Origin of the sequence: Crocosphaera sp. XPORK-15E (assembly GCF_034931425.1) — a bacterium.
Taxonomy (GTDB): domain Bacteria; phylum Cyanobacteriota; class Cyanobacteriia; order Cyanobacteriales; family Microcystaceae; genus UHCC-0190.
This window is the reverse complement of sequence record NZ_JAYGHQ010000009.1, coordinates 26,024-47,488: the sequence shown is the minus strand read 5'-3', so window position 1 is coordinate 47,488 and position 21,465 is coordinate 26,024. Positions and strand designations below refer to the sequence as shown.

Genomic DNA, 21,465 nt, shown 5'->3' with positions numbered 1-21,465 from the left:
ATAATAAGATGACGAGTCAACTTAATCTAAAAAATTCCTCAACTTTTAAAACCATTCAATCGATAAAACTATTATCATTATCGTTATTATTGACATTTCCATTATAATTTTCTGTTGAAAAACCACCGCCAAATTTAGAATTTTGGAAGTTATTGATAATTTTACTATTATCTTTTGCTGCTAATGTTTTAATAATCTTTAACATTTCAGTATTTTCTTTTCTATTTGATTCTATTTCTTGTTGTAAAAAATTATTGTTAGATTCTAATGATTTAATGTGAGCATCTTTAGCATCTAAAAGAGGTTGATATTGTTTCCAGAAATCAGCTTCTATTGCTGATTTATCTGAATTTTGAGGAACTTCAACTTTAATAATAAATGCACCATTATATTTCTTCTCAATTGCGCTTACAGTAAGATCATCATTAGGAAAATTATCTCGTAATTGATTAAAAGATTGTAGAAATATATGCCAATCAATACCTTGTCCGAAAATTAAATCAACAGTTTCCCTTGAAGTTTCAATTAACCGTTGAAAGTCTCCAGGATTAAATATTTTAGTTTCATCTGATGGGCGACGTTCTAAATATATATAGTCCTTAGTAGTATATCCAGTTATCTTTCGATAAATATATTTACAAATTACGTCATTAAATTTCGTGTCACTATTAATATGCCAATCTTCGATACAAGCACCTGTCAAAGTCGCATTTTCAAAGTTAGTACCTAACGCTTCAACCCTGGCTAAATTTGCATCACTAAGATTAGCGAAATTAAAGCTCTGATCACTTATAATTTGTCCACTTAAATCAGCTTTATGTAAATTAGCTCTACTGAAGTTAGCTTGTCTAATGTTTGCTTGACGAAAAACATCTAATCCCTGATTTGGAACTCTTCCAATGAGACTTGCACTCTCCAAATTAGCTTGAGTTAAATTAGCAAGGTGAAAATTGGTATTGATAAATGTTGCCCCTAAAAAATTAGCCTCTGCTAAAATTGCGAACTGAAAATCAGTATACATTAAACTGGTTTTTCTTAAATTAGCCCTAATTAATTTAGCCTGTATTAATTTAGAACGTGCTAATGTAGAATCACTCATATCTGCATCATTTAAAATAGCTCCATTAAGATTCAAATTACTTAAATCAGCCTGACTAAGATCTATTTCAACATGAGGATTATCTTGTCGCCACTTATTCCATTCTTGAACACTAAGTTTAAGTATTTCTAACTGTTCTCGATTTGCCATTGCTTTCTTGCAATTAAACTTTGGAGTATAATCATATTATAGTTTATTTTATAATTTTTCTAGTTACTCAAACAGAAACATGATAGTAATTTGAAGATGAAAACACAACTTAATCTACGAAATGAAACGACTGATGAACAAATTTTTATCATCCCAGGATACCAAACCTCTGCTAACTCTGGTTTTACTGCTAATGTAGCTTCAAAACACTGGAGGGATTTCTCATACTCTTTCCTCTCTAATAACAATAATCCCTCTTGATAATTCACTTCTGCTAATACAAAAAAGGCTGCGAAGGCAGCCTTGATTTGTGTAGTATCAAATTTTAATCTGTTGATAATTGATTAATCAATTTCAGGGGCAATAAATACCGTTGAGGCTAATTCTTCCTGAATATTGTTAGGACGAGAAATATTTTGCTGTTGGGCAAAAGTTGGTAAAGCGGAACGAACTTTAGAGGCCACTTCTACGGTTTTTACATCATAGGTAGTCGTCGCTAATTTAGGATACAAACCTATACCAATGATGGGAAGTAATAAACAAGCAGTAATAAACACTTCACGGGGTTTGGCATCTAAGTTAAATTTCGGCAATGTTAACGCTTCATTCTTCTCACCATAAAAGACAACGCGCAACATGGAAAGGAGATAAATAGGGGTTAAAATTAAGCCCACTGCGGTTAAAAAGATAACCACTGTCTTAAATGTCGCACTGTAAGCATCACTATTAGCAACGCCTAAGAATACGGTTAATTCTGCCACAAAACCACTCATCCCAGGCAACGCTAAAGATGCCATAGAAGCTGTCGTAAATAAGGCGAAGGTTTTGGGCATTTTCTGAGCTAAACCGCCCATTTCATCCATCATCAGGGTATGGGTACGCTCATAAGTGCTGCCACAAAGGAAGAATAAGGCTGCAGCAATTAACCCGTGAGATACCATTTGTAATACTGCCCCATTCATCCCTAATTCGGTGAAAGAAGCAATACCAATCAACACAAAACCCATGTGAGAGATAGAAGAAGAAGCAAGACGGCGTTTGAGGTTAGTTTGACCAAAAGCAGTAAATGCGCCGTAAACGATGTTAATAACCCCTAAAATGACCAACAGAGGGGCAAATTTAATATGAGCATGGGGTAACATTTCAACGTTGAAGCGAATTAACCCATAACCACCCATTTTGAGCAAAACACCCGCTAAAATCATGGAAACAGGGGCTGGAGCTTCGCTATGGGCATCTGGTAGCCATGTATGTAGGGGAAAAATAGGCAGTTTTACCCCAAAAGCAACCAAGAAACCAGCATAAGCTAAGACTTCTAAAGCTAAGGGAAAATCTTTCATCCCTAGTTGGGCCATGTCAAAAGTCACGGTATCACCATAAAAGGCCATGGCGAGGGCCGCAACCAAGATAAAAATAGAAGCGAGGGCAGTGTATAAAATAAACTTGGTGGCTGCGTAGAGACGCTTTTGGCCACCCCAAATAGAAATTAATATATAAACAGGTACTAACTCTAGTTCCCACATAAAGAAGAACAAAAGTAAGTCTTTAGCCGCAAATACGCCCATTTGTGCGCTGTATAGCACTAACATGAGAAAGTAGAACAAACGAGGCTTTTTATCGACTTTCCAAGACGCTAATAAGGCTAAAGTCGTAATTAACCCCGATAAAACCATTAAAGGCATCGATAAACCATCGATGCCTACTGACCAGTTTAATCCGATTTGGGGAACCCAAGAATAGGTTTCTTCTAATTGAAAATTGCTGTTATTGAAGTTGTATTGATTAGAAACGGCGAATATAGTTAAGGCAAAGTTGAATAAACCTACGCCTAATGCGTACCAACGGACGGTTTTGCCTTCTTTATCGGGAATTAGGGGAATGGCCAAGGCAGCCAGTAGGGGAAAAAGGATGATCGCTGTAATCCAGGGAATTTCTGTGATAACCATAAGTCCTAGTAATAAATACTCAGGTTTGCTTCTGCTATTATATTAAGTTTTGTTGCATTTTGAAAAGAGGTGTAACAAAAAAAATTTTTATTCCTTTTAGATAGACAAAAGTCTATGGTTTATTTTTAATAAGTTGTTATAAATCTATAGTCAACCTATTTCAATAATAAACCATTACAATGGGAAAGCTTTTTTCACCTTCTTTCCTTAATTGTTGCCCCATGACTCCCCTACCCTCTGCTGGTTGGCTTCGCCCCGTGAAATCTGGAATATTTGGCCTTATCGCCTCATTAACCTTCGCTTTGCCGAGTTACGCTGCCGAAAAAATCTCCTTTGTTTTTGACTCCCTTATTCTTTCTATTCCCGTCAGTGACTTAGAAACCTACGCTACACAAGGGAACTTAAGTCAACAGTTAACCCGATATTTCAGCTTAGCGGGAGCAACGGAAGAAGATAAAGCCGCTTTTCGGCAAGCTTTGTTAAAAAAGGCTCCAGTTGACCCCTTATTAGTATCCCGTCTCCTGAATACAGAAGAAGGGGAACGTCTCCTGAGCTATTTTGGCAAAGTGATCAATGTGCAAGGGGGACGTAATGGCAAGTTTTTGCTGCGGGGGGCCATTGTCAAAGCAGCTTTAGATCCAGAAGGATTAACCTTAATCAATGTTCTTAATAACCTATCTACCAATGTACAGATCGATCTCAGACAAGCACTGAATTTAGCCCAACAGATAGATCTTATTGTTAATGCAACCTCTCTGTTTGTAGGGGAAGTGGATAGATTAGCGCAGGTAGAAGCAGAACAAACAAAAAACGTCAATTTTTCCCAATTAAGTGATCCCCGTCAACGAGGGCCTTTTGAGGTCAAAAAACAAACCTGGAATTTAACTGATGAAAAACGTCAGCGTAGATTTTATGTTGATGTTTATCAACCCCAAACATTGCAGTCTGAAAAAGTTCCTGTAATTATTATTTCTCATGGCTTAAGTTCTCGTCCTGAAGATTTTAGTAGATGGGCCCAACATTTAGCTTCTTCTGGTTATGTGGTAGCTCTTCCCCAACATCCAGGCAGTGATATTAAACAAACAAAAAACTTGATAGAAGGGTTATCTAGGCAGATTTTTGTGAGAAATGAATTTATTGATCGCCCTCTTGATGTTACCTATACAATTGATGAGTTAGAAAGACGCAATAAAAGTTCTTTTGAAGGACGTTTAAACCTAAATAATGTTGGGGTTTTGGGTCATTCTTTTGGGGGTTATTCAGTTTTAGCCGTGGCTGGTGCAATTCCTGATTTTGATCGCCTTGAAGAAGTTTGTAATTTAGAAATAGGATATTTGAATACAGCCTTAGTCTTACAATGTCGGGCCTTAAAATTGGAGCAAAAAGATTATAATTTTAAAGATCCTAGAGTTAAAGCCGTGTTTGTTATTAATCCGGTTAATTCTGGTCTTTTTGGTAGTAAATCCCTGGGCAAAATTGATGTTCCGGTGTTTATTAGTGCAGGAAGTTATGATCCGGCAACCCCTTTTATTTTTGAACAAGTTATCTCCTATCCTCGCTTAAATGTATCCGATAAATATCTTCAATTGCAAGAAGGACAAGCCCACGTTGATTTTTCTCAACTTGATGCTGGTATTACAGATATGTTAAAAATGGCGACGGATTTAACCCTTCCCAGTCCTCAATTATTGGATGATTATACCAATTCAATGACCCTATCTTTTTTTGAGGTTTATCTTCATAAAAATCCTGAATATCTTCCTTTTTTATCCTCTGCTTATGCAAACTATTTAAGTGAAGGACAAGAATTTAAAACTCATTTGATTACCGAAAAATCTTCCGAGAGTTTAAATATATCCATTGAAAAATTCATTCGAGATAATAATATAAAAGTTCCTCAAAATCGTTGATTTTTTCATGTTTGTGATATGGCAAAAGCCTGTTTAACTTTAGGTTGATAGAGATAGTATAGGATGAAACCTGCGATCGCAAGACTTAAGATTGAGCCTAGTATATTTCTACCATTCAGAATACTGGTAATATAAGTCAGTATGTAGACAAATTGTATGATGATCGCCATTGCCCAAGCCCAAGTTTTCATCATAAATAGACCATAACTAACGCCTAAAGAGAGAAAACTATTAATCACACCAATTATAGCTGTTATTACCATAAAAAAGCTTGTTCCGGCAAAGTCTGCTTGTCCAGAAACAAAACCGCCTAAAGTTCCCACGCTACCTAACAAGAAAAAGATAAAACCAAAGACAATACCTAGTATTCCTCCAAGTAAGTTCAGTATTGCTAAAATTATCACACCTTTAGGACGTTCCATCTTTAATTACTCCTCTGAATGAATAGTTTTAGGGTTGTAATGGCTAGTTTATTCTTAGTTTAGCATAATTTCCATCCTTCAATTAAATCGACAACAATTGCACCCACAGGGTTCGTTTTTAGTCCTTAGAGTAAACCTTAAAATTATTCACAAAATTTAATACTTATGTATTGACAGTATTCTTTTATCAAGTTATTTTGAAATTAATCCACAATCATTAAATAACTTGATTATCAACGATGTCTAATAATGATTATATTAAATCACCTTCTAGTAAACGCCTAGAAAAATTTTTAGAAACAGTTGTCAAAGAAATACATAATTTACAAAAGAATTTTGATGAAAAAATAGATTTAGAAAGTCCTTCTTTTCAAACAACTTTGATCTATGCACTTCAAATTGCTAGTCGTAATCATCAAGACGAAAAGATTAATGCACTAAAAAATGCAGTTTTAAATTCCATGTTAATTAACTCAATAGATGCAGATAAACAATCAATTTTTTTAACTTATATTGATGAATTAACTCCATCACATTTGAAAGCATTAGATATTATCAATAATTTCTCTCAATATGCTAAAACTATTATTGTTCCTTATATTTCTGAAGCAAAAGGGAAAGCAAGTAAAATAAGAACAAGTATACCTATTCTAAAAGAACTTAAAAATAATGAAGATTTTTATAATAAAATCATCAAAGATTTAGAAGATAAAAGCTTAGTAAACTTTGATGATTGTAGAATACGAAAAAATACATTCAGTTTAAGTCAAGAAGTTCGTAATATTAGAATACCCCAAGTCAACTCGTTAGATGATTCAAAATTGACAGAGTCAATCAAAAATATTATTGAAGTTCAGAAAAAACTAGCAGATTACATGGAATCAATTCCTGTTACTTCTCTAGCATAAAACCCATCTTACTAGAAGGCTGTGTTACTGTTTATATCTTAAGGGAAAATAGACGTTTTTATGAGAGTGATTAACATACTTAAAAGCAAAGAACCCAAGAGAATTCCAGCACACCAATAAGCTAAAATTTTACCTCCAATTATAGCAGTCATTCCCACTTTAACCATACTATTCATGGCGACAGCTAATAAAGTGCCAATCATGCCTACTTTTATAGACATATTATCATTAACTGCCTGGGCCAAAGAAATACCTACCGCGTCCACATCGGCCAGTCCAGAAATAGCCGATAAGACATAAACCCCTCCTTCTCCAAACCAATCTTGCGCCCCATGAACTAACACTGATAAAATAGCTAATAAAGCTGCATATTGTAGGGCTGCTCCTAATTCTACAGGATTTGATAACTTAAGAGGAGTCATAGACTTGGAGGGGGATAACCGCCAAACTAGAACCGCAGCACAAATTAAGGGGTTAATTCCTAACACAATTAAAGGTAACATCAATTGTTGGGCTAAAGCGGGATTAATGAGGGCAATTTCTATCAGTAAACGGGGGGCCATCATGCCATTAGCAAGTGCAATTCCTGCGGCCAATAAAATTGTTATATCCTCTCGTTCTTTAGCTAAACGAGAAAATGCCAAAGTTAAGGCAGTAGATGAAGCAATGCCGCCAAATAATCCCGTTAATAAGAGTCCAACATGACTACCTAAAATGCGAATCGAAAAATAACCAATATAAGAAATTCCGGCAATTAATAACACTAATAAACCGATAGAACGGGGATTAATCGCCTGCCAAGGCCCCATCGACTGATTAGGTAATAAAGGCAGAAAAACGGCTGCAATTAATAATAATTGTAGGGTGGCAATTAATTCTTGACGCTTCAGTAAAATGAGATAACGATGTAATTCTTCTTTGAGTCCCAATAACCAAGAGATGATCACTGCGATCGCCACAGCTTCCAGCATCCAACCACTAACCACCATGGCCCCTAATGCAAAGGTGATTAATAGGGCAATTTCTGTGGTTGTGCCGTAATCTTGGGATTTTTGAGCCGTTAAGAAATAGGAAATAGACACTAAGGCGGATAGTCCTAAAAAGATCACCCCTAGGATCATAATTCCCCATTTCGCAGCTAATAAGGCAGCAATACCGCCAAATAACCCGCTTAATCCAAAATTCCTTATTCCCCCATCTCCGTGGCCTGTGGGGTTTTCACGGGTCTTCCAGCCTCGTTCAATGCCAATAATTAACCCGATGATTAAGGCGATCGCTAATTGAGTCGCAATGGTTAAGTCCATTCTTCAGCATAGCTCACCAAAGGCACGATTAAATTAAATCGTGCCTTTAATGGCAATTTATGACATGACCTGAATCATGTAATCAAAGTAAGGAGCAGTTTCGGCTGCATCTTCGTTATTGAGCAGGCCCAAAGCCGCTTCTTTGAGACAGCGAATGGCTTCTACCATACCAGGAACAGGCACATTAAGGGAGTTATACATCTCCTTAACGCCAATTAACCCAATTTTTTCAATGGGTTCTTTGTCCCCTGCTAAAACCCCATAAGTGACTAAACGAAGATACCAGCCATAATCCCGTAAACATTGATTATACTGGCGTTGACCATAGGCATTGCCACCAGGGGCCCGGAAATCAGGACGTTTCTGAAACAACCGTTTCTGAGCTTGATCAACAATTTTCTTTTCGTTTTCGGCGAGAGTCTCAGCGATACGGACACGCTGTTCTCCGGTACGCAAAAAACTTTGGATACCCTTGAGTTCACCACTGCTAGGATATCGGAGTTCATCGTCTGCTTTGAGGATAACTTGGCTAACTACACTCATGATGGTATCAACAAAAATCTTATATCATACTGTAGTTTATCTTGAAAGGGGGGATAAACATAGAGGAATAGGGTTTACACTGTGGGTTGTCATTGCCAATCTAAGTCGTTGACTTTATGCATGACTGGGTTACTTGGTTTCAACGTCCCTAGTGAGTACATTTAACCTAATCCATAACTGGCGATCGGCTAACTTAACCAAAACTCATTTTACTTCCATCCATATCCCACACTGATAACTCAAAACTAGGGTATTTCAGGCTTCTGGTTCTATCCCTAATTCCCTTAATTGGGCAGCCAACTGCTCAGCCCTTTGTTGTTGCTGCTCAGCCCTTTGTTGTGCCTGCTCAGCCCTTTGTTGTGCCTGCTCAGCCCGTCTTATTTGTTGTTGTGCATCTTCTTCTGGTGTGGGAACAAGTTGACCTTCTAGGGTAAAATATCGAAGCTGTTGTTGATAGAGTCCCAAATATAACCCTAAGCTTTCACTCCATAACCAACCCGACTCATTCGGACTAATTTCTTCATATTGTCCTTGACTCAAACGAAAGCCAGCAAACTCTAAAGTATCTGGTGAAAACCAAAAATATTCTGGAGTACGAAATCGATTTTGATAAAGATCTTTTTTAACCGTTTTATCAACATCTGCCGTTGACTCTGACAATAATTCAATAATTAAATCAGGATATTTGCCTTCTTCTTCCCAAGTTACCCAAGATTTTCGGGGGTGTTTTTCGGTTTGTTTAATTAGGAAAAAATCAGGGCCACGAAAGTCTTTATTTTTGAGTTGTTGGCGATTAAAGTAGATAGTGAGATTAGCCCCAATAAAATAATCATTTTTATCACGCCACAGCCATTCTAAACAGGAAACTAATAAAGCTAACTGAAGATAATGTAAACTACTTTCCATTTCCGGCTCATCACTTTCAACTTGAGTGGCATCGGGCATCAACTCTGCTAATTGTCGGGCGGTTATAGACATCAGCTATTTTCCTATCGGATGTTGAGAGCTTTTCTTAAGTATAATCAATCTCAGGAATTTCTACCATTTATTCATGATTTGACTGATCAATAACTTCTAAAGATTCTGTTTCGGTTAACTCAGATTCAGTCTCAGACACTTCTTTTCGATGAAGACGAACTTGTAATAAACGAGGCCCTTCAGATGCGATTACAGTAAACTCAAAAGACTGATAAGCCAAAGTTTCCCCCACCGTCGGAATTTTTTGCCATTGATATAACAAAAAGCCCCCCAAGGTTTGATATTCATCAGTTAAGGGTAAATCTAACCCTAAAACATGATTTAATTCTTCTAAATTAATTTGTGCTTCCACTAAAAAAGTTTGTTCATCAATCATTTGTAAGGCAACTTCTTCTTCCCCTGTTCCTTCCAAATCATTGCCTAAAATTTCCGCAATTAAGTCTTGTAGGGTAATTAAGCCTGATGTTCCCCCAAACTCATCCACCACCATCACCATTTTTAACTGCGATCGCTGCATTAAGGCCAATAATTCATCAAGAGGCATGGACTCAGAGACAAATTTTACAGGTTTAATCCATTCCTCAATGGTAGAAGTCGGGGTTAATGCACCTTGAGCAAGGGGTTGGGCTAAATTCTTAAAATCAATCAGACCTAAAATATCATCGAGGGAGTCTCCCTCAACAGGGTAACGAGAATGACCAGCTTGAGCAACTTCTGCTAAAAATTCCTCAAAAGTTGCGGTTTCGGGAATAGCGATTAATTGAGTGCGGGGAACCATCACTTCCACTGCTGTCACTTCCCCAAATTCAAACACATTCTTTAATAATGCCCGTTCTTTGGCTTCTAACCCCGTTGACTCCCCCTCAGTGGCAATAATTAATTGCAGTTCTTCTGAGGTGACTTGATTATATCTACCTTCACCCGTGTAAGGAATGCCCACACTCCTTAATAACCAGCGGGTTGATTGATTTAAAATCCAGATAAAGGGGTTAAAAATTTGGGCAATTACCCCAATGGGTGGCCCTAAAAAACGGGCTAATTGTTCCGCATAAAGTAAGGCCACAGATTTGGGACACAATTCCCCTAAAACAATTTGTAAATAAGCTAGGGAAAAGAAGGTAATGGGAATGGCAAAACTATGAGAAATGCTGGTGGTTAATAGGGGAGGTAAAGGCAGCTTGGCCAAAACTTCCCCCACCAATTTCGCCATGGTACTTTCTCCAATCCAACCAAGAGCTAAACTAGAGAGAGTAATGCCTAATTGGGTTGTTGAAAGTAGACGCTCAATACTGCGTTGTAGGGATTGAACCGTTTGGGCCTGAATATCCCCCGCTTCCACTAATTGGCTAATCCGCGATCGCCTGACTGATACCATGGCAAATTCTGCGGTGACAAAAAAAGCGTTGATGGCGATCAGTAACAAAATTGATAATGCCCTGATTAAGATGTCTGGGGCTGTCATGAAGATTAATTATTTAGAGCATTTTCTAGATAACGGGATTATCTAACTACCGGAATTTTGGCTAAACTTAACTTAAGTTTTTGGTCGGGATAATCGGTTAAATTCAGGGAAAGGCTTGTACTTTTGCCCACTAGAGCGATGGGAATTTTAATCATACCGACAAAATTCTCGCTGTTTGGGGGTAATTCTTCAGGGAGTCCCTCGGTAATGGCACTCACCGCATTACCTTGAGCATCTTTAACTTCTAAAAAACTATAGAGAAATTTAACGGGTTTCGTCCCTTCATTTTTGAGATTAACTTTTAAAGATAAGGTTGTGCCTTGATTAGTCGCTTCATTGACTTCTAATTTAACTCCCTTATCTTCCGTCTTCAAGGGAAAGCCCGCAGCTAATTGAGTCGGGTTTTCCTGGTTATCCTTATTTTCAAGGGATTGACTGGTTTCTTTTTCCTCTTTTTTAACCTCTTTCTCTGGTTTTTTCTCTGAGTCACCCGGAGTAGGGGACTTTCCTTTATTATGGACGTGATCGTAAACTTTAACTAAAATTGTCTTTTCATCAACGGGTTTAAATTCCGTCGGTTCCGTGGAGGTTTTGGGCGCATCAGTCAGCTTTTTGGTAGGGTTAATATCCGGTTGACTGATTCCTTTCAGGGCTGCATGGCCAGCATGATAAGCAAAATAAGCACTGGCAGTTCCGGCCCCTGACATCACCAATAATAGTAATACTGTTAGTTTAATGGTTGAGTTAATCTTCATTGTGATAATAAATGAATAAAATTTCTCTTGATTATAAGTTAATTAGGGAATATGTCACGCAACGATTGATGCTCTAAGGGCTATAATTAGAAATGGCTCTCAGGAGAGAGCATTACCAGGGTTGGCCGAGCGGTTTAGGCAACGAACTCATAATTCGTGCTAGGCAGGTTCAACTCCTGCACCCTGGATCGGCAAGAGATGAACCTGATCAATTATCCTAGGGGATAATCGGAATTTGCTGTCGATTAATTTCCATCTGCCGTAAACTTGGGGGTTCCGTCTGGATATATTGAGGATTCCCGTTTAAGGAAGAATTATAGGGATTAATAATGTCTGGAGTCCGAATTCTGGGGCCGGCAGTTTGTTGGTCAAGTCCATCCCGAAAAACAGCCTCTAAGGTTTTCCCGTCGTTGGCGATTTGATTATCAAAGAAAGATCCAGGGGCATACCGCCAACCAAAAATCTTGTTCAGTTGCCCAGAAATGTCAGTATTGTCATAAAATCGCAAACTTTCGTTAGAAAAGGCGCGATTCATGACGTTGACAAAGTGTTCTCCTGGTTCCGTCGGGATGGCTTGTACCCCAGGCTGAGTTCCCATATAACCAGCTTGTCCCTGGCTACGAGCTTCGAGTAAACGCCTTTCTAACTGCTCCATACAAGCGTTTAAACCGGCCGCAAATTCATTACGACTTAAAGGGCGATCGCCACGAAAAGTCCGATCAGGATATCCCACAATACAACCGTAATTTTCTACCAAGTTTTTTAGAGCTTGATAAGACCAATCGATCGGGGAGACATCTCGCAGTTGTTGAATACTATTCAACTGCTGCAAAATTGTTTGATAATCAGAGGTCGGATAGACATTGGTTTCTTGGGCTACTTCCCCTAGGGTTGGGCTGGCCATGGGAGCAAGAGAGGGGGAGGGGTCATCGGCATAGGCCGGGAAGCTTGTCACACTTCCTAGTAACAGTGACCCTAATAATAAAGCAGGTAAGGGGGGTCGATACATCATTTAAACTTCTCCTCACGGTAAAATTTAACCGAGTTGGCTAACTTTTTGGGGTCAACAGGGTCATTTTATCGGATGACTCTATCAGTTTTGTGCCGTTTTTCGGTAGAGTATTAGGATATTTCTAAACCCCATAACTAACCCTTTAGACCCTGTTTGACCAACCGTATTCTAGCGAATTTTTCAACCCGCGTCTTTTGACTTAAAGTTTTTTCCCAATATATTGTTATGTCTTCTGATTCTTCCCCTATCATTTCTCTGGCAACGGCTGAGTTCTCAGATTTACGTTCTTATCTTCTTAATCTCTTAGTTGATTATGCTTACAAAGAAGGAGATTTTGTCTTGTCATCGGGTCAACCGAGTTACTATTATATCAATGGCAAACAAGTGACCTTGATGGCTCAAGGGGCTTTGGCCACGGGGCGGCTCTTATTATCTTTGTTGCCACCGGGAACCCAAGGAGTCGCGGGCTTAACTCTGGGGGCTGATCCTTTGGTGACGGCGGTGAGTGTGGTTTCTGCTTACGAAAATTGCCCAATTCCGGCCCTAATTATTCGTAAAGCGGCCAAAGGCCACGGCACACAAGCTTATATTGAGGGGCCAACCTTGGAACCAGGGACTGCCATTGTGGTTCTTGAAGATGTGGTGACGACGGGAAAATCAGCCATGTTGGCGGTGGAACGATTGCGGGCCGTGGGTTATCGGGTACAGACCATTATTGCCTTGGTGGATCGAGAACAGGGAGGAGCGGCCTTTTATCAGGCTCAAGAATTAGACTTTATCCCTTTATTTTCGATTCGGGAAATTCAAGGAACTTATGCACAAAAAATGTCGTCTTAAGCTTGGTTAAAGATGGCATTTAATGTTTCCCGCAATTCATGATTCATGACTTAAGGCTAAACGAATTCGCCCTTCATCCATTTCATACATGAGTAACTCTAAGGCCTCATAATCAACATCAGAAATGTATCCTAAGCGCGTCAATTCATGATTAATGGCGGTTTCTATTTCGGGGGTTAGTTGTTTAAGATATAAGGCTTTTTCGACTAATTGGCGAATTAAAGGAGGTGTATTCACAGATTTAATCTCCGCTCTTGACAACGGGGCATTTTAGGCTAAGTTGGTATATGGAGCCAAAAAATATTTGGACAATGACTCTTGGATCATAGGCTTTAGGCTCTTTTGAGCATGACTATGATCTTAGTAAATCATTATTAGGGATCAGTTTTTTGTAGCTTGCTTAACTTTTTTTAACAAAAATTTTGATATAATGCTAAACTATCAGTCAGATTGACCAAGATCCAAATAGTTTAAGGGACAAATTAGTCCAACTTTGAGAAAAATCTTACTGTATTTAATGCAGTGCCTCAGACTTAAACTATGATCAAAATTAACGGTTAAGATTCCTCAAGGAATATTAACCAACCGTTAAACAATGGTTAAGCTCCTATTTAAAATTGTATCACTGGAGCCAATCAAAGGATCATTGCAAGACAAACTGATTATAATTTAGTCAGTATAAAACAGAATCAACGTTTGAAAAGAAGGTAAAGCAAAATGATGGGGAGCAAATTGATCAGTTTTAAAACAGCCATTCTTGAGCCTAGTGGTTACATTACTGCGGCAAATGTCACAGAATTTCAGCAAGAATTAACTAAATTTATCAGTGCCAATGATTATTCTACTTTTTTAGTCGATATGCACAGAGTTGAGTTTATGGATAGTGCAGGGTTAATGGCCTTAGTTTCTGCTTTTCGTCTGTCCCAAACCCTTAACAAACGGTTTAGTGTTTGTTCCTTAGCTCCCTCAGTTCGTATTATCTTTGAATTAACCCAGTTAGATAGAGCTTTTGAAATCTATGAGACACGCCAAGCTTACGAAATAACGTTAGGAGAAACTATCGCTGCTTAATACCACAAAACCAACAATTATATTAAGTGCTGCTGACTCCTCCACACTTCCGGTATATTAGAGAGGCTAAGGGTTAACAGCCCGGTATCGGAGGTTTGTTTGTGACCATTGCTGTAGAAAAACTCATCACCGCTGACATTGCGAAACCTGCACGTTATCTCGGCAATGAATTAGGGGCCAAACATAAACCTTGGGGCAGTGTCAATGTCCGCTGGGTGCTTACCTATCCAGAAGTTTATGAACTCGGTGCTTCTAATTTGGGTCATATTATTCTTTACAACATCTTAAATGCCCAACCCCGTCAACTGTGCGATCGCACCTATTTACCTGCCCTTGACTTATCAACTAAATTACGGGAAACTAATACCCCCTTATTTGCCCTAGAGTCCCGTCATCCCCTGACAGATTTTGATATCTTGGGATTTAACCTCAGTTATGAGCTAGGAGCAACCAATATTTTAGAAATGCTCGATTTAGCGGGTATTCCCTTAACCTGGCAAGAACGGGAACTTGGGAACTATCCGCTAATTTTTGCCGGAGGCCAAACGGCAACCTCTAACCCTGAACCTTTTGCCGACTTTTTCGACTTTATGGCCTTAGGAGACGGAGAGGAATTATTACCCGAAATTGGCTTAATTATTGAACAAGGAAAAGCTAACCAGTTAAGCAAAGAAGCCTTATTATTAGATTTAGCACAGGTTCCAGGGGTTTATGTTCCCCGTTTCTATGATGTCACTGACGCGGGTTCGGTTATTCCCAACAGGCCCGATGTTCCTAATAGAATTTTACGCCGTGTGGCTGATCCTATGCCAGCCTATGCCATTGGGTTAGTGCCATTTATTGAAACTATTCATGATCGCTTAGTAGTAGAAATTCGGCGCGGATGTACTCGCGGCTGTCGTTTTTGTCAACCAGGAATGTTAACCCGTCCCGCAAGAGATGTCAAACCCGAAGATGTGATCGAAACCATCGAACGGGGAATAAGAGAAACGGGACATAATGAGTTTTCTTTATTGTCTTTGAGTTGTTCTGACTATTTGGCCCTTCCGGCCGTGGGAACGGAGATTAAAAACCGTCTCAAAAATGAAAATATTACCCTTTCCTTACCCAGTCAACGGGTTGATCGCTTTGATGAAAATATTGCCAACATTATTGGGGGAAACCGTAAGTCAGGGTTAACTTTTGCACCCGAAGCAGGAACCCAGAGAATGCGGGATGTGATCAATAAGGGGTTAACCAATGAGGAGTTATTGCGCGGTGTTAAAACTGCCGTTGAACAAGGTTGGGATAAGGTTAAACTCTATTTTATGATTGGGTTGCCAGGAGAAACCGATGTGGATGTCCTGGGCATTGTGGAGACGGTGCGCTGGTTACGTCAAGAATGCTACATCAAGGGACGCAAACCCCTGCAATTTACTATTACCGTCTCTAATTTTACTCCGAAACCTCATACACCCTTTCAATGGCATTCCGTGTCAACCACAGAATTTAAGCGCAAACAGCAATTATTAAGGGAGGCTTTTCGCTCTTTAAGAGGGGTTAAAGCCAATTATACCGATGTGCGAATTTCGGGTATGGAAGACTTTGTGGGCCGGGGTGACAGACGCTTATCTTCTGTGATCCGTCGTGCTTGGGAATTAGGGGCAGGGATGGATGCTTGGTGGGAAAGCACAGAAAAGGCTTATGGTGCATGGGAACAGGCGATCGAGGAAGCGGGGTTAAGTTGGAAATATCGTCAGGTGGAAAGTGGGGAATGGAATATTTTTGATGTTCCTAATACCTCTGGGGACGAAGGCCCTTTACCCCCTACCTATGACGCGCCGTTACCTTGGGATCATGTTAATACGGGAATTGACAAAAAATGGTTACAAGAGGACTTACAAAGGGCTTTAGAGGCGGCTACGGTTCCTGACTGCGCGTTTGAAGGATGTTCTCATTGTGGAGTCTGTGGCTTAGATTTTGGCCATAATATTGTGGTGGAACCCCCTCCTATTCCTGGGTTTAGCGGTCATTTCCAGGCTAATACAGAACGGTTGCAACGGGTTCGGGTCTTTTTTGGCAAAATTGGCGAAATGGCCTTAGTTAGCCACCTTGATTTAGTTCGGCTATTTGATCGGGTGGTGCGTCGTGCAGCTTTACCGATTTCTTTTACGGGGGGATATCATCCAGGCCCCAGAATTTCTATTGCTAATGCCTTAACTTTGGGGGTGACAAGTAATGGGGAAATTGTGGATTTTGAGTTAACAAAGGTGATGGATGTTGAAGCATTTCGTCACGCTTTAGCAGCAAATTTACCGTCAGATATTCCGGTTTATCGGGTTGAAGAAGTGCCGATTAATTCTTTAGCAGCAACCCGTTTATTAGAAAGGGCAGAGTATTTAATTACGATGGGAAGCGATGAGTTAATTTCTCAGGAAACTTGGCAAAGTTGGGTTAATAATGTGTTAGAAAGGACTGATATTAATTGGGAAAAAACTACTAAGTCAGGGAAAAAGACAATAGTTAATTTACGCGATCGCTTATTTTCTTTGTCTTTAGAATCAACGGATCATAATACTGCTGTTTTGAGGTATGTAGGAAGTTGTCGTAATGATGGAACAATGTTACATCCTGAACAGGTTATTTTGATGTTAGAACAGGTTTCAGGGAAAGAGTTACAGTTGTTAAAAGTGCATCGTCAACAGTTAATTTTAGGGGTAGATTAACTCAGATTTTGCACATGATATTAAAAACCCGATTTTTATCTCGCGCAAAGACGCAAAAACGCAAAGGATGGCTGTTTCATACTCTGATTCAGCAACACCTGATTCTGTGTAACTATAGATTCTCAGAATAGTATTTGTCGGAAATTATGGTTTCATTTCGTAAATTAAAAATATATTTTTCTGAACTATCTGGGTTATTCATTACCAGATTAATTTTGTTTATTATTTGTTCTAAAAAATATCTATTATGACTGGTAATAGATCGATTCTGATCATTGCTAATTTTAAAATATAAAACATATTCATATTCTCTTTGTGTTTCAGATAAATACATACTGTCTTCATTGTTACTAGATCTATATAGAATTTCTCTTTCTGATAAATTTAGATTAGTAATGTTAGAAAGTGGGTAAATATAATGACCAATTTTTAAAGTTTTTGGAGTCACTACTAAAACATCAGAAATCCGTATTTTAAAGTTTTGCAACCTCTTTGTCTCACCACAAGCAACAAAAATTATTCCTAAACCAACAGTCAAAGCAATAATAAATACTGATGGATTTCCCCCTGTTAATAATAACATAATCATAAATCCAATAAATACCTGAGTCGTTTGTTTAACCAAAGAACTCAAAGTAGATTTTGCATCTTGATAGAGACTTATTTTGTTATGATTAAGGGGGATCATTGTTATTTCCTCTATTATTCGACCAAAGACTTTTAAAATCTACGATAAAACGACCTAAAATACGACCTGCTAAAACAACCCAAAGTAAAAAGTCTGATGTCACAATTATAAAACAAGCATATCGAGATGAACCTAAAGCATTTTCTGCTAAACAGACATCATAACTAGAAAACTCTTTACCAATAATTACTTTTCCAATTAAACTAGGAATTTGTAGGAGTAAACTTAAAGCGATCGCGTCTTGAACTGATTCATAAAATGTCCTCCATAACGATCCTAACAATTTTTGACCAATTAAGTCTAAAGGTTCCCAGATATTTTCTATAATTTTCTCAATTCGTCGGCCCCAAGGAGTTTGTGGTGGTTGAGTCATAGATATAGCAATCAGTAATGATATGTGAGAAGCAAAAACATACTAGGACATAATGGTATTATGTCCCTACAAATATACCCTTGTAGGGATTTAACAGTGTTAAATCCTCCTCCTAATTTTCTCACAATTGAAACCTGATTGCTATAAATTATCAGTCTTTAACCTCATTGTCACCTTCTCAGGTCATTATTTTAAAAGCTTTTCGATTTTTTGAATCAATTGAGGATTTTTTTGACGATAATCTGCTTGCTCAGTGCGAAGTATTTCTAAATGTTTTTCAATATTATTTTGGTCGATAACTGTGCCAAAATCTTGAGTAATATTTGCACTTGTTTGAGTATTATTAAGCATTAATTCTAATATCAAATCCCCTACTTCTGTATTGTAATGAGATGAGTCTAGATACCATTTCATTGGTACTTTTTGAGATAATTCAGGAACTCTTTCTGTTGTAATACTATTGTAACCACTAAAATCCCATAAGTGGATGCTATCTGAATCAAGAGAATTATTGTTAGCTTTAGCCAAAATTTCCACTAAATCTCGGCTCTCCCGTACCTGTGGTGATAAGTAAAGCTTATAATTCGTAGGGTGGGTTAGACGCGGCAACGATTTTGAGGAAAAACTAATAAGTTTTAATCCGCGTCGTAACCCACCATCTTAAGTATTGTATCTGATTATACATTTTATACCAAGATGTCGGTAGAGCCATAATAGCTTTAAGGCGATTGATGGAACGATTAGGACGGGGTGGATACAGAGGAATGGCAATCACACCCGCATACAGACAGCCAAAAAAAGCCACAATAAAATCTAGACCTGGCGGATATAAGAGTAATGCGCGATCCCCAGGTTCGGTAAAATTTTGTAAATGATTGGCAATTTGTTGGGCAAGATTGTCTAACTTTGTATAAGTTAATCGACAAGATTCTGTCTTTCCATTATTTAGAAAAATAAACTCTTAACTAAAAAAAATAAAAATAGATCAAATTAATTCTTTTTGTCCAGGTCGGGATAATTTTCCCGATTTTATCAATAAGTTTTCTACTTTATGAACAGTTCGACAAACCATCGATTCTGAGACTCCCCAATCGCCTCCAATGTGAAAACAAGTTCGATACTCCCGCCAGTATTAATTAAATAAAAATACTATTCTTACAAATCAACTTTTAAATTTAGGGGAGAACAAAAGTCATCAATTCCTATCTTTAACACATAGAAGATCACAGGTATTACTAAAAGATCGGGGCCGATTTTTGCTTGGATAAGATGATTAATAACGGGAATAATATGCCCTTGGGATAATTCTTGTTGTATCTGCTCTTGACAAATTTCCACTCGATACCTCTTGGCCAAACCTTCTAACCAGTCAGTGCGATCTGGCAGTTGTCCGACGGCGATCGCCAGATTGATGGCAGCATCTTCTAAGTCACCATCACAGGCCACAATTTCATCCAGAGCTATCATAGCATCAGGATATTCTGTTAATTGGGAACGATAATAGGTAATTTCTGAAAGGGTTAAAGATGGCATAATTTGTCAGGATAAACAGAAGAGTGGTGATTGTTGAAATAACTTTGATAGTCATTATTTTCTCAAGTTTAACATTATTCTAAATTTTTAAAACTATCCTTGAACATTAATTAATAATAAAAAACTCCCTGATTAAAAAGTAAAGAAAGAAGGGAGCTAAAAGAGTTTTTATTACAGAAATATCCTAACAGAATGAATTATAGAGTTCTATCTCGCTACAGGTTTTACTAAAATCACCTGTCGCCATTGCTTGATCGACAACAAAATTAAGAGAGATCACACAAGCAAATAAAAAGGCAACAGTAACTTTTAGGAGTGAGTAAACTGTTTTCATCGGGAATTTACCTCAATTAACTATTAGAATTGTCAAATTGTCAACATCTAAAAATTTGATAATGACAAATCTGCTAATATTATCCATCTTTGTGATTGCTTTTGATCAATTTATTAGAAATTATTTATAATGAAGAGAGGTAAACTTTTTTATCGTTTTCTAAAGAAATTCTGAAGAATGACCAGACAACCGAAAACGTCCTTCCTCTCAACCCCCTTAGACTGTGATCTCGCCATTGTGGGTGGGGGTATTGTCGGAGCAACCTTAGCCATGGCACTCAAAAATTCAGGGTTAAAAATTCTCATGATTGAGGCGCAGCCCCTAGAAAAAGCAGCCTCTAGAGAGCGTTCTTATGCCCTTTCTCTGCTGTCTGGACGCATTTTTGATTCCCTTGGAGTTTGGTCAGAAATACTGCCCCAAATAGCTCAATTTAGTCATATTCGTCTTTCAGATGCGGACTATCCAGGAGTCGTAAAATTTCAAACTGAGGACTTAGGAACAGACTATCTTGGTTATGTGGGGGAACATGGAGTCATTTTAAACACCTTACAAAAGGCGATCGCGGATTGTTCTAATATTGAGTGGTTATGTCCGGCCCAAGTCGTTAACGTCACCTATGAAGACACAGAAGCCATTATTACCCTGGAAAAAGATGGGATAACCCAACAATTACGCACAAAATTAGTGATAGGGGCAGATGGCCCGCGATCGCCCATTCGTACTTTAGCAGGGATTAAAACCCAAGGCTGGAAATATTGGCAGTCTTGTGTCACTTTTACCATTAAACACACCGCCCCGCGCAATGATGTGGCTTTTGAACGATTTTGGTATACGGGCCCCATGGGCATTTTACCCTTACCTGGAAACCGTTGTCAGATAGTTTGGACAGCCCCCCACGCTCAAGCAAAAGAGATTCAAGAATTAAACAAAGCAGACTTTATTGCTAAATTACAGGAACGCAGCCAAGGATCATTAGGCGAGATAGAATTAGACAGCGATCGCTATTTATTCCCCGTGCAGTTAATGCAGAGTCAACGTTATACCCAGTCTCGACTCGCTTTAGTGGGAGATGCGGCCCATTGTTGTCATCCTGTGGGGGGACAGGGGTTAAACTTAGGTATTAGAGATGCTGCGGCCTTGGCCCAAGTCTTACAAGCGGCCCATGAAAAAGGGGAAGATATTGGAGACTTACAAGTATTAAAACGCTATGAAAATTGGCGCAGATGGGAAAATTGGCTGATTTTGGGCTTTACTGACTTTTTAGATCGGTTCTTTTCTAATAATTGGTGGCCTGTGATGGTGGTACGTCGGTTAGGATTAAGGTTAATGGCTTGGTTGCCACCGTTGAAAAAGTTGGCTTTACAATTGATGACAGGGTTATTAGGCAAACATCCTCAACTCGCTAAGAACTAAATTCATAGTAGGATCTAATGTG

At 38.5% G+C, this 21,465-nt stretch carries 22 protein-coding genes, 1 tRNA gene and 1 pseudogene; 7 read left to right on the top strand and 17 right to left on the bottom strand.

The window, feature by feature from the left end; genetic code table 11:
* Positions 1-55 precede the first annotated feature (55 nt).
* Together VB691_RS10955 and VB691_RS10950 are read right to left on the bottom strand one after the other, a co-directional pair.
* A complete protein-coding gene (locus tag VB691_RS10955; RefSeq protein ID WP_323291529.1) occupies positions 56-1,249 on the bottom strand; it encodes a pentapeptide repeat-containing protein in 1,194 nt (397 codons plus the stop codon).
* 344 nt (positions 1,250-1,593) lie between these two features.
* On the bottom strand, positions 1,594-3,195 hold the full coding sequence (locus tag VB691_RS10950) for an NAD(P)H-quinone oxidoreductase subunit 4 (protein ID WP_323291528.1): 1,602 nt from the start codon (positions 3,193-3,195) through the stop codon (positions 1,594-1,596).
* Between the two features lie 221 nt (positions 3,196-3,416).
* On the opposite strand from VB691_RS10950, the gene VB691_RS10945 reads away from it, so the two are divergent.
* Complete coding sequence (locus VB691_RS10945; protein ID WP_323291527.1) at positions 3,417-5,105, top strand: alpha/beta hydrolase; 1,689 nt, start codon at positions 3,417-3,419, stop codon at positions 5,103-5,105.
* Between the two features lie 5 nt (positions 5,106-5,110).
* Here the strand turns inward: VB691_RS10945 and VB691_RS10940 are convergent, their stop codons facing one another.
* Positions 5,111-5,527 (bottom strand): hypothetical protein, encoded by a 417-nt coding sequence (locus VB691_RS10940; protein WP_323291526.1) that lies wholly within the window; start codon positions 5,525-5,527, stop codon positions 5,111-5,113.
* Positions 5,528-5,766: 239 nt separating this feature from the next.
* On the opposite strand from VB691_RS10940, the gene VB691_RS10935 reads away from it, so the two are divergent.
* Positions 5,767-6,435, top strand: coding sequence for a hypothetical protein (locus VB691_RS10935; RefSeq protein WP_323291525.1), 669 nt, complete (start codon positions 5,767-5,769; stop codon positions 6,433-6,435).
* A 38-nt stretch (positions 6,436-6,473) separates the two neighbouring features.
* On the opposite strand, the gene VB691_RS10930 is transcribed toward VB691_RS10935, so the two are convergent.
* From VB691_RS10930 to VB691_RS10910, 5 genes are all read right to left on the bottom strand, one after another.
* The gene (locus VB691_RS10930) at positions 6,474-7,739 is read right to left on the bottom strand and encodes an MgtC/SapB family protein (protein ID WP_323291524.1); all 1,266 of its coding nucleotides are present in this window, start codon (positions 7,737-7,739) and stop codon (positions 6,474-6,476) included.
* 57 nt (positions 7,740-7,796) lie between these two features.
* Complete coding sequence (locus tag VB691_RS10925; protein WP_323291523.1) at positions 7,797-8,282, bottom strand: allophycocyanin subunit alpha-B; 486 nt, start codon at positions 8,280-8,282, stop codon at positions 7,797-7,799.
* A gap of 255 nt (positions 8,283-8,537) precedes the next feature.
* Positions 8,538-9,260 carry a Uma2 family endonuclease gene (locus tag VB691_RS10920; protein ID WP_323291522.1) on the bottom strand — a complete coding sequence of 241 codons (723 nt, stop codon included), beginning with the start codon at positions 9,258-9,260 and terminating at the stop codon, positions 8,538-8,540.
* A 67-nt stretch (positions 9,261-9,327) separates the two neighbouring features.
* Positions 9,328-10,722, bottom strand: a complete 1,395-nt coding sequence (locus tag VB691_RS10915) for a hemolysin family protein (protein ID WP_323291521.1) — start codon at positions 10,720-10,722, stop codon at positions 9,328-9,330.
* Between the two features lie 38 nt (positions 10,723-10,760).
* Positions 10,761-11,477 (bottom strand): hypothetical protein, encoded by a 717-nt coding sequence (locus VB691_RS10910; RefSeq protein ID WP_323291520.1) that lies wholly within the window; start codon positions 11,475-11,477, stop codon positions 10,761-10,763.
* 115 nt (positions 11,478-11,592) lie between these two features.
* Between VB691_RS10910 and VB691_RS10905 the strand changes: the two genes are divergently transcribed.
* Positions 11,593-11,665 (top strand) — tRNA-Ile (locus tag VB691_RS10905).
* A gap of 29 nt (positions 11,666-11,694) precedes the next feature.
* On the opposite strand, the gene VB691_RS10900 is transcribed toward VB691_RS10905, so the two are convergent.
* Positions 11,695-12,489, bottom strand: coding sequence for an iron uptake porin (locus VB691_RS10900; RefSeq protein ID WP_323291519.1), 795 nt, complete (start codon positions 12,487-12,489; stop codon positions 11,695-11,697).
* A gap of 225 nt (positions 12,490-12,714) precedes the next feature.
* Between VB691_RS10900 and pyrE the strand changes: the two genes are divergently transcribed.
* A complete protein-coding gene (gene pyrE, locus VB691_RS10895) occupies positions 12,715-13,326 on the top strand; it encodes an orotate phosphoribosyltransferase (RefSeq protein WP_323291518.1) in 612 nt (203 codons plus the stop codon).
* Positions 13,327-13,362: 36 nt separating this feature from the next.
* Here the strand turns inward: pyrE and VB691_RS10890 are convergent, their stop codons facing one another.
* Positions 13,363-13,563: an acetylglutamate kinase gene (locus tag VB691_RS10890; protein ID WP_323291517.1), complete on the bottom strand. Its 201-nt coding sequence runs from the start codon at positions 13,561-13,563 to the stop codon at positions 13,363-13,365.
* Positions 13,564-14,043: 480 nt separating this feature from the next.
* Between VB691_RS10890 and VB691_RS10885 the strand changes: the two genes are divergently transcribed.
* Positions 14,044-14,397, top strand: coding sequence for an STAS domain-containing protein (locus VB691_RS10885; protein WP_323291516.1), 354 nt, complete (start codon positions 14,044-14,046; stop codon positions 14,395-14,397).
* A 101-nt stretch (positions 14,398-14,498) separates the two neighbouring features.
* Positions 14,499-17,102 (top strand): TIGR03960 family B12-binding radical SAM protein, encoded by a 2,604-nt coding sequence (locus tag VB691_RS10880; protein ID WP_323291515.1) that lies wholly within the window; start codon positions 14,499-14,501, stop codon positions 17,100-17,102.
* A 112-nt stretch (positions 17,103-17,214) separates the two neighbouring features.
* On the opposite strand, the gene VB691_RS10875 is transcribed toward VB691_RS10880, so the two are convergent.
* From VB691_RS10875 to VB691_RS10845, 7 genes and pseudogenes are all read right to left on the bottom strand, one after another.
* Complete coding sequence (locus tag VB691_RS10875) at positions 17,215-17,790, bottom strand: hypothetical protein (protein ID WP_323291514.1); 576 nt, start codon at positions 17,788-17,790, stop codon at positions 17,215-17,217.
* The gene (locus VB691_RS10870) at positions 17,777-18,163 is read right to left on the bottom strand and encodes a hypothetical protein (RefSeq protein ID WP_323291513.1); all 387 of its coding nucleotides are present in this window, start codon (positions 18,161-18,163) and stop codon (positions 17,777-17,779) included. Before VB691_RS10870 ends, VB691_RS10875 begins: the two co-directional genes overlap by 14 nt.
* Before the next feature lie 186 nt (positions 18,164-18,349).
* Positions 18,350-18,772: a hypothetical protein gene (locus VB691_RS10865; RefSeq protein ID WP_323291512.1), complete on the bottom strand. Its 423-nt coding sequence runs from the start codon at positions 18,770-18,772 to the stop codon at positions 18,350-18,352.
* A gap of 16 nt (positions 18,773-18,788) precedes the next feature.
* Complete coding sequence (locus tag VB691_RS10860; protein ID WP_323291777.1) at positions 18,789-19,118, bottom strand: AMP-binding protein; 330 nt, start codon at positions 19,116-19,118, stop codon at positions 18,789-18,791.
* A gap of 36 nt (positions 19,119-19,154) precedes the next feature.
* A pseudogene (locus tag VB691_RS10855) lies at positions 19,155-19,295 on the bottom strand (helix-turn-helix domain-containing protein); the annotation flags it as partial.
* Positions 19,296-19,318: 23 nt separating this feature from the next.
* Positions 19,319-19,696: a hypothetical protein gene (locus VB691_RS10850; RefSeq protein ID WP_323291511.1), complete on the bottom strand. Its 378-nt coding sequence runs from the start codon at positions 19,694-19,696 to the stop codon at positions 19,319-19,321.
* A 184-nt stretch (positions 19,697-19,880) separates the two neighbouring features.
* A complete protein-coding gene (locus VB691_RS10845) occupies positions 19,881-20,030 on the bottom strand; it encodes a hypothetical protein (protein ID WP_323291510.1) in 150 nt (49 codons plus the stop codon).
* A 177-nt stretch (positions 20,031-20,207) separates the two neighbouring features.
* Here VB691_RS10845 and VB691_RS10840 point away from each other — a divergent pair, with 177 nt between their 5' ends.
* Positions 20,208-21,443, top strand: coding sequence for an FAD-dependent hydroxylase (locus VB691_RS10840; protein WP_323291509.1), 1,236 nt, complete (start codon positions 20,208-20,210; stop codon positions 21,441-21,443).
* Positions 21,444-21,465 lie beyond the last annotated feature (22 nt).